Genomic DNA, 12,260 nt, shown 5'->3' with positions numbered 1-12,260 from the left:
CCGTGTCAGCCCTTGACGGCGCCCGTCAGGACGCCCTTGGTGAGGTGGCGCTGCACCAGGGGGTAGGCGGCGAGGATGGGGATGATCGCGATCATCACGACGGCCATCTGGATCGACTCCGCCGGCGGCTGCATCGAGGCGTCGGACCCGGCGCCGGACACCAGGCTTGAGCCCTGCAGGACGTAGGTGCGCAGTACCAGCTGCAGCGTCCACTTCGTCGAGTCCGACAGGTAGAGCAGCGCGTTGAAGAACGCGTTCCAGTAGCCGACGGCGTAGAACAGGCCGACGACGGCGATGACCGCGCGGGACAGCGGGAGGACGAGCTGCCACAGGATGCGGAACTCGCCGGCGCCGTCGATCTTCGCGCTGTCGATGAGCTCCTGCGGGATGCTCATCATGAAGCCGCGGACGACCACCATGTTGAACACGCTGAACGCGCTCGGCAGGATCAGCGCCCAGTAGTTGTCGAGGAGCCCGAGCTGCTTCACCATCAGGTACAGCGGGATCATCCCCGGCGCGAACAGGAACGTGATGAGCACGAAGGTCAGCAGCGGCCGTTGGAACAGCGAGCCCTGTCGGCTGAGCGCCCACGCGGCGAGCACCGTCGACGCCAGGCTGATGACGGTGCCGACGACCGTGACGAGCAACGTGACCACCACGGCGCGGGTGACGACCCCGCCGGACAGGATCTGTACGTACGCGGACAGGTCGAACGACCGCGGCCACACGACGTAGCCACCGGCAGCGGTGACGTCCGCCTGGCTCGACACGCTCGTCGAGAAGACGATGAGGAACGGGAACAGCACGACGGCGAGGATCAGGACGATCGCGACGGCCTTGAGTGCGAGGACGACGGGTGTGGGTTTTCCGGCCCAGACCGGACGGGCGATGGTGCTCATGACCGTGAATACACTCCCTGCTCACCGAGCATGTGGGCGGCCTTGTTCGCCGCCATGATGAGGACGAACCCGACCAGGCCCTTGACCAGACCGACCGCGATGCCCGTGGACCAGTTCCCGTCGACGACGCCGTGGTAGTAGACGTAGGTGTCGAGGACCTCGGCGGCATCGGCCCCCACGGCGTTCCGTTGCAGGATGATCTGCTCGAACCCGACGGACAGGGCCTCGCCGAGCCGCAGGATCAGCAGGAGCACGATGATGGGACGGATGCCCGGCAGCGTGACGTGCCAGAACCGGCTCCACGCTCCCGACCCGTCGATCGCCGCCGCCTCGTACAGGTTGTCGTCGATCGCCGCGAGCGCTGCCAGGAAGATGATCGTGCCCCAGCCGGCGTCCTTCCAGATCACCTGCGACGTCAGCAACAGCTTGAACGTCTCCGGGTCGCTCATGATCCCGATGGTCCCCATGTCGAGCTGCCGCAGCGTGTGGTTGACCACACCGCCGGACCCGAGCGACTGCTGGAAGAACCCCACGACGATCACCCACGACAGGAAGTGCGGCAGGTAGAGCACCGACTGCACGGTCGCCCGGAGCCACGGCCACACCAGCGAGTGGATGAGGATGGCCAGCGCGATCGGCACCGGGAAGAACAGGAGGAGCTGCAGGAACGTGATCTCCAGCGTGTTCACCGTCGCCCGCCAGAACTCCGGGTCGGCGAACATCAGCTGGAAGTTCGTGAACCCGACCCACGGGCTCTGGGCGATCGGGATGTACGGCTGGTAGTCCATGAACGCGATGACGTTGCCGATCATCGGCACGTACACGAACAGCAGCAGCAGGACCACCGCCGGCGCCACCATGAGCAGCAGCGGGTAGTCGCGCCGCAGCCGAGCGAGGAACGGGACCTTCCGCGGGGCCGGGGCGCCGCCGGACCGGGTGGTCCGGGGCTCGGTGGTCGGATCGACCAGCGTCGCGCTCATGTGGCTCCTTTGCTCACGTGGCTGGGGGTTTCGTCATCCTGTGGCGTCCGTATGATGACGGTCAAGCCGCGGTATTCACCCGCACACGAATCGAACACTGGGAGCGACGATGCACCCGACCAGACGCCACGAACGGATCCTCGCCGAGCTCCGCGTGCACGGGGCCCTGTCCGCCTCGGACTTCGCCGAGCGCGAGGGGATCTCGGCCATGACGGTCCGCCGCGACCTGTCCGAACTCGCCGACCGCGGCGTGCTCCGGCGCGTGCACGGCGGCGCCGTCTCCGTCGAGACCCTGCCCACCGCCGGCGCACCGCACCGACCCGCACCCCGACCCGACCGGGACACCACCGACGGCAGCGGCGCGCTCTTCACCCTCGGGCTCGTCGTCCCCGACCCCGGCTACTACTTCCCGAAGATCGTCGCCGGTGTCGCCGAACGCACCGAGGCCCTGGGCGGCCGCGTCGTGCTCGGCGTCTCCCGCTACGAACCCGCCCGCGAACGCCAGCAGGTCGAACGCCTCATCGCCGCCGGCGTCGACGGGCTGCTCGTCACCACCACCGTCGCCGACGCCTTCACCACCCTCGAACTCCTCGACCACGCACCGATGCCCGTCGTCGTGGTCGAACGCTCCGTGGTCGAGGCCCCGGTCGGCTCCGCGCTCGAGTCCGTCCGCAGCGACCACGAGTCCGGTGCCGGCATCGCGGTCCGCCACCTCGCCGAACTCGGGCACCGCCGCATCGGCATGGCCGTGTTCGACACCCCGACCACCCCGCAGCTCCGCACCGGGTACGACCGCGCCGTCCGGCAACTCGGCCTCGACCCCGACGCCCCGGTCCAGGTCATCCCGGACGACCAGGGCGTGGGTGCCACGACCAGGGCCTTCATCAAGCGCTGCCTCGCCACCGGCACCACCGCCGTCTTCGTGCACTCCGACCAGTACGCCGTCGAGTTCGTCGAGACCGTCACCGAGATGGGCCTGTCGATCCCGGACGACCTGTCCGTGGTCGCCTACGACGACGAGGTCGCGGCGCTCGCCGGGGTGCCGCTCACCGCGGTCGCGCCCCCGAAGAACGACGTCGGCCGGTTCGCGGCCACGATGTGCTTCGAGCGCATCTCGGCGACGGCGCAGGTCGGCTTCGCCCGTCGGCACATGACCCTGGCGCCGACGTTGAGCGTGCGGGCGTCGACCGCGGCGGTCGTCCCCGGTCCGTGAGCGGACGGCGCGCGATCCGTGCGCCGGTCGTGTTCGCTTCGTGAGCGTTTGCGCCCCGCGGCTTGACTCCGCACACCGCCGAACGCTGGCATGGGGACGCCGTACCCCCCGGAGAGGAACCGTCCGACGATGACGTCACGCCCCGTCACGCCCCCCGTGGTGCCCGCCCCACGCGGCCACGCGCACCGCTCGCCCGTCCCCGTCGCCTTCGTGATGCCCGAGGCGACCTTCGCCCGGGTGTTCGACCCCGGCGACCTCGCCGCCCTGCACGCCTCCGAGGCCGTCCGCCTGGTCGCCGACCGTCCGCTCGACCCGGACGACCCGCGCGACCTCCCGCTGCTCGCCGACGCCGAGGTGCTCGTCACCGGGTGGGGCAGCCCCGTGCTGTCCGCGGACCGTCTGGACCGGATGCCGCGGCTCCGCGCCGTCGTGCACTCCGCCGGGTCGGTCAAGCCCGTGGTCGACACCGACGTGTGGCAGCGACGGATCGCCGTGGCGTCGAGCGCCGCCGCGAACGCCGTCCCGGTCGCCGAGTTCACGGTCGCGGTGATCGTGCTCGCCGCCAAACGGGCCTTCGCCAGCGCCGCCGCCCTGCGTTCGGACGAGACCCCGGTCGACGTCGAGGGCTCGTGGCCGGTCGTCGGCATGCACGGCGTGACCGTCGGTGTCGTCGGCGCCTCGCGCGTCGGGCGGGCCGTCATCGATCGGCTCCGCGACTACGACGTCCGCGTGCTCGTGAGCGACCCGTACCTGGACGACGACGAGGCCGCGCTGCTCGGCGTCACCGTCGTCGACCTCGGCACCCTCGCCGCCTCGAGCGACGTCGTCACCCTGCACGCGCCGCTGCTGCCGTCGACGCGGGGGCTCGTCGACCGTGCCGTGATCGGGCGGATGCGGCCGGGCACCACGCTCGTGAACACCGCGCGCGGGGCGATCGTCGACCAGGACGCCCTCGCCGACCGCCTGGACCGCGGCGACCTGGCAGCCGTCCTCGACGTCACCGAGCCGGAACGCCTGCCACCGGACGCCCGACTGCGGTCGACGCCGAACACCTTCATCACGCCGCACATCGCCGGGTCCCTGGGCAACGAGCTGCGTCGGCTCGCCGACAACGCGGTGCGCGAGACCATCGCGTTCGCGGTCACCGGCGCGTTCACCGACCCCATCGTCCCCGACGGCTTCGCCGTCCAGGCCTGAGGCCCGCCACCCGTCCACCACCGTCACCACCCGGAGACCCACCCCATGACCGTCACCGTCGACGCCCCGTCCTTCACCGATCGGTTCACCCCGGCAGCGCGCGCGGCGCTCCGTCCGCGCACGTGGCGACCCGCGCCTCCCGTCAGCGACCGCCCGGCGTGGGCGCACGTCGCGGACGCCGACCGGGAGGCCCTCCTCACGGTCGCGCACGACCGTCGCGCCGCCGCGGCGGTCACCTTCCCGACCCTCGCCCTGTGGGCGACGTACAGTCGCGACGGCAACCGCCAGCCGTACGAGCGGGCCCAGCGGAACCTGCTCGAGTCCGCCGCGACCGCGGCCCTGGCACTCGGCGTGACCGGCGACGCCGCGTGGGCGGACGTGCTCGGCGACCAGGTCTGGCGGATCCTGGAGCTGCGCGCCTGGTGCCTGCCGTCGCACTACGCGCTGCCCGAGGACGGCAGCCGGCCGTTCCTGCCCGTGCCCGGTCGGGACGTGCTCGACCTGTCGGACGCCTACGTCGGCGGCATGCTCGCGGCGATCGACGCGATCGCGGGGGAGCGCCTCGAGCAGGACCGCCCCGGCATCCGCGCGCACGTCCACCACGAGATCCGCCGCCGCGTGCTCGACCTGTGGGAGCAGGAGGTGTACTCCTGGCACGGGGTCGACGGGCCGCCGAACAACTGGGCGCCGTGGATCGTGTCGAACGTGCTCGTGTGCGCCGCCGTGGTCGAGCCCGACCGCGATCGCCTCGCCGCGACGATCGACCGTGCGCTCGTGATCCTCGACCGGTTCCGCGCCGGCTACGACGCAGACGGCAGCTGCGACGAGGGTGCCACGTACTGGTGGTGGGCCGGCGCGACCCTGTTCGAGGCCCTGGACCTGGTCGAGGAGCTCACCGGCGGCGCGTTCGACGGCTTCTCGGTCGAGCCGGTCGCCGCGATGGCCCGGTTCCCGATGGGCATGCAGATCGGTGCCGCGACGCAGGTCAACCACTCCGACGGGTCCCCGGCGCTGGCCGAGAACGCGAACTGGAACCTGCTCGCCCGCTTCGGGGAGCGCGTCGACGACGACCGGGTCGTGCGGCACGCCCGGTGGATGGGCCGGCAGCACGCCCTGCGGTTCGACGGACAGCTCGCCGCACTGTTCCGTCGGACGCTCGCCGAACTGCGGGACCCCTCGTGGACCGACGGCCCGGCCGAGCCCGGGATGCCCGCGTCGCTGTGGCTGCCCGGCACCGAGGTCGCCGTCGCCCGTGCCCACGACGGCGCGACCGACGGGTTCGTCCTCGCGGTGAAGGGCGGGCACAACGACGTCAGTCACAACCACAACGACGCCGGCGGGGTGATCGTGTCGCTCGACGGCGAACCGGTGCTCATCGACGTCGGGGTGGGCGTGTACCGCCGCGAGACGTTCATGCCGGAGCACCGCTACGGCATCTGGACGATGCGGAGTGCCTGGCACACCGTCCCGCTGCCGAACGGCGTCGAACAGCACGAGGGCGCCGCGTTCCGCGCGACCGGCACGGTGTTCGCGGACGACGGCGACGTCGCGTCGTGGTCCGCCGACCTGAGCGCCGCGTACCCGGCGACCGGCGGACTGCGATCGCTCCACCGCACCGCGACGCTCGACCGGGCGGTGCCCCGTGACCGCGCCACCGCACGCGTGGTCGTCCGCGATACCTGGACGTTCGCGGAGCCCGGCACGATGACCCTGGTGCTCATGACCCGCGACGAACCCGTGCCCGTCGACGGCGGGCTGCGCGTCGGCCCCGCCCACCTGTCCGTCGACACCGAGCGGTTCGCGGTGCACGTCGAGCGGCAGGACGTCGACGACGCGAAGCTCGAGCGGGTCTGGGGCCCGGCGGTGCACCGTGTGCGGCTCGTCGCGCGGCAGGCGTCCACCGACGGCGAGCACGCGCTCACCGTGACCCGGGCGACACCGTGAGCGCGGTCCTGCTCGGCGGCTCCGGACGCTGGACCGACCCGTGGCACCCCTTCCCCGAGACGAACGCCGCGGTCACGGCGCTCGCTGCGTCGGCCGGCGTCGCCCTCGAGCAACCGGAGGACGTCGACACCGCCCTGGCCGCCTTCGCGACCGGACGCCTGCCGTCGCTCGTCGTCGTCGACGTCGGGCTGCCCCGCGACGACCGTCCCGTCCCGCTCACCGAGGCCCGAGCCGGCTTCCACCGCCTGCTCGCGAGCGACGTGCCGCTGCTCGTGCTGCACGTCGCCGCGACGTCGTTCGCCGACGACCCGCTCTGGGAGCGGGCCCTCGGCGGGGTGTGGGAGCGCGGCACGACGATGCACCCGCCGTTCGGGCCAGCGGCCGTCCGCGTGGTCGACGACGCGCACCCGATCACCGCCGGCCTGCCGGACTTCACCCTGGAGGACGAGCGCTACACGCACCTGCGGGTCTCGCCCTCGGTGCGGGTCCTGCTCGACCACGAGCACGAGGGGGAGCGGCACCCGCTCGCCTGGGTGCACGAACGACCCGGCTGCGGCACCACCGTCTACGACGCGCTCGGCCACTCCGCCGCGTCGTTCGCGTCGCCGGAGCACCGCGCGTTCCTGACGCGCGCCGTGACGTTCCTCGCGCGCTGACGGGACGGGGTAGGGGCGACCGACTGGAGGCCCGGTGCCGGTCTCGTGGACCGGCACTGGGCCTCCAGGCAGTCGCGTCTCAGGCGATGGTGACATCGCCGACGACCAGCCAGCCCGCCTGCTGCGCGCCCTGCGCACCGAGCTCGATGCCGGGGGCGTTGCCCGCGGTGGTGTCGACGATCGCGATGCCCCACCGGTACGCATCCGCCGCAACGCCGGCCAGCGACGGACGGAACGCGTACGACGTCGGCGAACCCTTCAACCACGTCGACGGGTCGGACGCGGTGTCCACGAACGTCCCCGCCACGCTGCCGTCCGCACGGAGCAACGCGACCGCCGCCTTGTACTTGCCGTTCCACACCGGCAGGTTGTCGGGCAGGTACCCCCAACCGGTGTTCGTCCACTCGTGCGTGACGTCCACCGTCGCGCCGGCGGACGCCGAACCGGGCACGACCACGCGCGACGGGTGCAGGCGGTAGCCGCCCTCGGCGTCGAACCGCTGCGTCAACGGGAAGGTCTGCGCCGCGAACCACGACAGGGCCTCGCCGTTCCGCAGGTCCATCATGTTCACGTGCGCCTCGACCGAGTCGTCGAACTCGCCCTGACGGACGTCGGCGGTCGTCACGTACCCGCGCGGGTCCTGCGTGACGTCGTGCTGGGCGGTGACCCACCCACCCTCCATGATGATCGGCCGCCTGTACCGCCACTTCGCGGCCATCGACTTCTCCCAGTCCGCGTAGTACGTGGTCATGCCGAAGGCGTCGTGGCGCAGGACGTAGCCCTTCTCGTACGCACCGTCGAGCATCCGCTCACTCTCGGGGTCCGGGGTGCCCCAGTCCTTCGGGCCCCCGATCATCCGGTGGTAGTTCAACGCCAGCGGCACCCGGGTGAAGTGCTCCTGGTACAGGTCGATGATCCAGTCGAACACCGGCTCGCGGTTCGCGGCGTCCTGGTACAGCATCGAGTGGCCCTCACCCCACTTGCCGAGCCCGTACCCGTCGATGAAGTCCGTCGTGGCCGGGTCGTCGTACTGCTTGCCGAAGGCCGCGACGAACGCGGCGTACTTCGCCTGGAACACGGGGTCGTCCGGGTACGGACTCCACACCGTCTTGCTGCCGGTCTGCGTCTCGTACCCGGCGGCCCCGGCGGCACGCACCCACGCGGGCGTGAAGTCCGACGACTTGTCGCGACTGTCCACCACGACCCGGAAGGCCAGCCGCAGCCCACGGCGACGGGCCTCGGCGAGGATGCCCGCGAACGCCGCGTTCGTGTCCCAGCCGTACACGCCCTCGGACGGCTCGAGGATCGTCCACGAGACCCGCATGTACATGACCGAGGCGTGGTCGGACACCGTGACCGTGGTGCCGTCGGGCAGCGGGACGTCGTCGTACTGCGTCCAGTAGTCGGCGGGCGGCGCGGACGAGCCGTACAGTGCCCAGCCGTTGAGCGGGTTCCGCAGGACCGTGGTGGTGTCGGCGGCGAACTCCCGCTCGACCGCTGCAGCGAGGTGCGGGCGTCCGGGGTGGCCGGGGCCGGCGGAGCCGGGGCCTGCGCCGGGGTGGGCGCGGCCGTGGGCGCTCGCCGGTGTGCTGCCGAGCACCCCGCTCGCTGCCGATGCGGTGGCGACGATGCCGAGTCCGAGTGCCGTGCGCCTGGTGATGTCGTGCGACTTGCTCATGCGTTCTCCCCTTCGAGAAGCGATCGGTGCAGGTCGATCGTCTCGGCGTCCCGCTCAGTGGGCAAGGAGTCCCGCCCAGTCGAACAGGAGTCGCACAGCCCTGGCGACGCGGAACGACACCCCCGATGTCGTACGACGTCGATGTTGTCGTCGTCGCGCGCGCACAACTGTTGCGGGCGACCTGGAACGACACACTCGATGTCGTACGACGTCGATGTTGTCGTTCCGAGTCAGAGCCCGCCCGCCCCTACGGCAGCGTCGGCGCAGCGTCCACCAGCGCCCGCGTCACCGGGTGCACCGGCGCATCGAGCAACGACACCGGCCCGTGCTCCACGATGCGCCCGGCCGACATCACCGCGACGGTGTCGCACAGCCGCTGGACCACACCGATGTCGTGCGACACCAGCACCAGGGTCAGCCCGAGGTCGTCGGCGAGCGAGCGGAACAGCTCGATGACCCGTGCCCGCACCACCACGTCGAGGGCGCTCATCGGCTCGTCGCCGAACAGGATCCGCGGCCCGTGCACCACGGCCCGGGCGATCGCGATGCGCTGCCGCTGCCCGCCGGAGAACTCGTGCGGGTACCGGTCGACGACGTCGGCGGGCAGGTCGACCCGCTCCAGCACGTCGCGCACCAGCGCCCGGTGCTCCCCGTCGATCCGCAGTGCCCGAAGCGGTTCGCCGACGATCGCGCCGACGCGCATCCGCGGGTCGAGGGACGCGTACGGGTCCTGGAACACCACCCCGGTCTCGCGACGGAACCAGCGCATCGCGGCCGCGGACCCGGACGCCACCACCGGACGACCGGAGGCGGTCACGGAACCGGCGGAAGGTGCCTCCAGGCCGGCGAGCAGCCGGACCAGGGTGGACTTGCCGGACCCCGATTCGCCGACGATCCCGAGCCGCTGGCCGGGGGCGACCGTCAGGTCGACGCCGTCGACGGCGGTGCGGACGGGGCCCGGTTCGAAGGGCCCGCGGCGGGGGAGCCGGTAGGTGCGGTGCAGCCCGACCCCGTCGAGGACGGCGGTCATGCGGAGCCTCCGGACGGACGGGCACGACGGGCGGTGGCGCGCGCGGCGTCGACGAGCGCGACGGTCGCGGGGTGCTGCGGCGCGGCGAGCAGCGACGCGACCGAGCCCCGCTCGACGACCCGTCCGCGGTCGAGCACGACGGCGGTGTCGGCGATCCGCGCGAGCACGGCGAGGTCGTGCGTGACGAAGACCATGCCGGCCGACAGCCGCTCGAAGAGGTCGAGGATCCGTGCCTCGGTCGTGACGTCGAGCGCCGTGGTCGGCTCGTCGGCCACGAGGTACGCGGGCTGCCCGGCCATCGCCATCGCGATGCAGATCCGCTGTCGCTGCCCGCCGGACAGCTGGTGCGGGTACTGCCGGAGCAGCGACTCCGGGTCCGGCAGTCCGACGTCCGCCGCCAGGGTGGTCGCCGCGGCACGTGCCGCCCGCCGGTCGAGTCCGCGGTGCAGCCGCAGCGGCTCCGCGATCTGCGCGCCGACGCGGCGCAGCGGGTCGAGGGCGGTGCCGGGCTCCTGGAAGACCATGCCGATGCCGGAGCCGCGGTGCGACGCACGCTCCCGGTCGGGCAGGCCGACGAGTTCGGTGCCGTCCAGGCGGATGCTGCCGGTGACGGTCGCGCCGACGGGCTCCAGGCCCATCAGGGCGAGCGAGGTCATGGACTTGCCGGATCCGGATGCGCCGATCACGCCCACGCGTTCGCCGGGAGGCACGGTGAACGTCACGTCGTCGAGGATCGTCCGGCCCGCGATGCGGACGGAGAGCCCCACCACCGCGAGCCCACCGGTGTCGGTGTGGCTGTGGCTGTGGCTGTGGCTGCGGTCGGTCATGCGGTCACCCCCGGGGTGGTCGTGGCCGGGTCGCTGCGGCGGTCGCCGCCCGCTGTGCGGTCGTTCGTCGTCAGCCGTGGGTCGGTGGCGTCGCGGATCGCGTCACCGAGCAGGGAGAGCGCGGCGACGACCAGCGCGATCGCGGCCCCCGGCCAGGTGGCGCTCCACGGGTGCACGCCGATGTAGGTCTGCAGGTCGGAGAGCAGGTTGCCCCACGACGCCGTGTCCGACCCGGCGCCGTAGCCCAGGTACGACAGACCGGCTTCGGCGAGGACCGCGGTGGCCATCGCGAGCGAGAGCTGCACGGTGAACAGCGGCGCGGCGTTCGGCACCAGGTGGCGGAACAGGACCCCGCCACCACCGACGCCAGAGGCCCGGGCTGCGGTGACGTAGTCGCTACGGGCGATGCGCCGGATCTCGCCGCGGGCGACCCGGGCGATCGTGACCCCGAAGGACAGTCCGACGCTCACGATGACGACCCCGAGCGAGCCGCCGAACACCGCGGTCAGGAGCATCGCGGTCAGCAGGGTCGGGAACGCCACCAGGATGTCGAGCAGGACGGCCGTGCCCTCGCGCACCCAGCGGGCGGTGAGCGACCCGATCGCGGTCAGGACGATGCCGACGACGCTCGCGATCACCCCGGCCCCGACGGCGACGAGCACGGTGGTGCGGGTGCCGGCGAGCAGGTAGCTCGCGATGTCGCGGCCGGCGGCGTCGGTGCCGAACCAGTGCGCGGCGCTCGGGCCCTCCCACTGGTGGAACGGATCGGCGCGGAACGGGTCCTGCGGCGTCCACACGAGCGACACCGCGGCGAGCACCACGAGCAGGCCGAGCACGACGACTGCGAAGACCCCGGTGGGGCGGGAGAGCAGGCGGCGGATCATCCGGACACCTCGCGTTGGCGTGGGTCGAGTGCGCGGTGCACGACGTCGACGGCGAAGCCGACCAGCAGCACGAGCCCGGTGAGCACGAGCAGCTCGGACTGCACCTTGGTGACGTCGCGGCGCCCGACGTCGGTCACGAGCATGCGCCCGACCCCGGGCAGCGAGAACAGCTGCTCGACGACGACGGCCCCGACCAGCAGCCCGGCGATCTGCACCCCGAGCACGGCGAGCACGGTGAGCGCGACCGAGGGCAGCCCGTGCCGGAGCAAGGCCTGCGTGCGCGTCAGCCCGATCGCGGCCGCGGTGCGGACGTGGTCGGCGTCGAGCACCGACAGCGTCGCGGACCGGGTGAAGCGCAGTATGACGGCACCCTCGACCGCGCCGATGGTCAGGGCGGGCAGCACGAGCGACGCGAACGCACGCCCCGGCTCGGACCAGCCGTCGAGCGGGAAGCCCTGTGTCGGCAGCCAGTGCAGCGTGACGGCGAACAGCGCGACGAGCAGCATGCCGGCCCAGACGACCGGGATCGCGGCGACGGCCTGCGCCACGAACCCGATGACGGCGCCGCCCGGTCGACGGCGGAGCACCGCGGCGACGACCCCGAGGGGGACGCCGATCACGAGCGCGGTGGCGAGTGACATGCCCGCGAGCGGCAGCGTGATCGCCAGCTTCTGCGCGATCTCCGGCGCGACCTGCCCGTTGGTCACCAGGGACCGGCCGAGGTCGCCGCGGAACACCCCGCCGATCCAGTCGAGGTACTGCACCCCGACGGGCCGGTCGAGGCCGAGCTGCTGTCGGAGCTGCTCGACCTGCGCCGGGGTCGACTGGGTGCCGGCGACGACCTGTGCGACGTCGCCGGGGAGCACCCGCAGGGTCGCGAAGATGATGACGCTCGCGACGAGCAGCCCGACGACGAACAGCAGCAGCCTGCCGACCAGGAACCGGGTCACGT

At 72.4% G+C, this 12,260-nt stretch carries 11 protein-coding genes; 4 read left to right on the top strand and 7 right to left on the bottom strand.

From position 1 onward, the window contains the following. Positions 1-5: 5 nt before the first annotated feature. Positions 6-899, bottom strand: coding sequence for a carbohydrate ABC transporter permease (locus ITJ60_RS10780; protein ID WP_123294247.1), 894 nt, complete (start codon positions 897-899; stop codon positions 6-8). Continuing rightward, complete coding sequence (locus ITJ60_RS10775) at positions 896-1,879, bottom strand: ABC transporter permease (RefSeq protein ID WP_194647896.1); 984 nt, start codon at positions 1,877-1,879, stop codon at positions 896-898. The genes ITJ60_RS10780 and ITJ60_RS10775 overlap by 4 nt, the downstream gene beginning before the upstream one ends. A 109-nt stretch (positions 1,880-1,988) precedes the next feature. Between ITJ60_RS10775 and ITJ60_RS10770 the strand changes: the two genes are divergently transcribed. The 4 genes from ITJ60_RS10770 to ITJ60_RS10755 all read left to right on the top strand — a co-directional run bounded on the left by ITJ60_RS10770 (position 1,989) and on the right by ITJ60_RS10755 (position 6,889). Next, the gene (locus tag ITJ60_RS10770; RefSeq protein ID WP_194647895.1) at positions 1,989-3,092 is read left to right on the top strand and encodes a substrate-binding domain-containing protein; all 1,104 of its coding nucleotides are present in this window, start codon (positions 1,989-1,991) and stop codon (positions 3,090-3,092) included. 129 nt (positions 3,093-3,221) lie between these two features. Further along, complete coding sequence (locus ITJ60_RS10765; protein WP_194647894.1) at positions 3,222-4,289, top strand: hydroxyacid dehydrogenase; 1,068 nt, start codon at positions 3,222-3,224, stop codon at positions 4,287-4,289. 45 nt (positions 4,290-4,334) lie between these two features. Beyond that, positions 4,335-6,233 (top strand): heparinase II/III family protein, encoded by a 1,899-nt coding sequence (locus tag ITJ60_RS10760; RefSeq protein WP_194647893.1) that lies wholly within the window; start codon positions 4,335-4,337, stop codon positions 6,231-6,233. Continuing rightward, positions 6,230-6,889, top strand: a complete 660-nt coding sequence (locus ITJ60_RS10755) for a ThuA domain-containing protein (protein WP_194647892.1) — start codon at positions 6,230-6,232, stop codon at positions 6,887-6,889. The genes ITJ60_RS10760 and ITJ60_RS10755 overlap by 4 nt, the downstream gene beginning before the upstream one ends. A 79-nt stretch (positions 6,890-6,968) precedes the next feature. Here the strand turns inward: ITJ60_RS10755 and ITJ60_RS10750 are convergent, their stop codons facing one another. The 5 genes from ITJ60_RS10750 to ITJ60_RS10730 all read right to left on the bottom strand — a co-directional run bounded on the left by ITJ60_RS10750 (position 6,969) and on the right by ITJ60_RS10730 (position 12,258). Further along, positions 6,969-8,567: a DUF4832 domain-containing protein gene (locus ITJ60_RS10750; protein WP_194647891.1), complete on the bottom strand. Its 1,599-nt coding sequence runs from the start codon at positions 8,565-8,567 to the stop codon at positions 6,969-6,971. A gap of 247 nt (positions 8,568-8,814) precedes the next feature. Further along, positions 8,815-9,597: an ABC transporter ATP-binding protein gene (locus ITJ60_RS10745; protein ID WP_194647890.1), complete on the bottom strand. Its 783-nt coding sequence runs from the start codon at positions 9,595-9,597 to the stop codon at positions 8,815-8,817. Then, entirely contained in the window at positions 9,594-10,424 is an 831-nt protein-coding gene (locus ITJ60_RS10740) for an ABC transporter ATP-binding protein (protein WP_194647889.1), read from the bottom strand. The genes ITJ60_RS10745 and ITJ60_RS10740 overlap by 4 nt, the downstream gene beginning before the upstream one ends. Next, positions 10,421-11,308, bottom strand: a complete 888-nt coding sequence (locus ITJ60_RS10735) for an ABC transporter permease (RefSeq protein ID WP_194647888.1) — start codon at positions 11,306-11,308, stop codon at positions 10,421-10,423. The genes ITJ60_RS10740 and ITJ60_RS10735 overlap by 4 nt, the downstream gene beginning before the upstream one ends. Continuing rightward, entirely contained in the window at positions 11,305-12,258 is a 954-nt protein-coding gene (locus ITJ60_RS10730; RefSeq protein ID WP_194647887.1) for an ABC transporter permease, read from the bottom strand. The genes ITJ60_RS10735 and ITJ60_RS10730 overlap by 4 nt, the downstream gene beginning before the upstream one ends. Positions 12,259-12,260 lie beyond the last annotated feature (2 nt).

Source organism: Curtobacterium sp. VKM Ac-2884 (assembly GCF_015350945.1).
Lineage (GTDB): Bacteria > Actinomycetota > Actinomycetes > Actinomycetales > Microbacteriaceae > Curtobacterium.
This window is presented reverse-complemented; position numbering and strand designations above follow the sequence as displayed.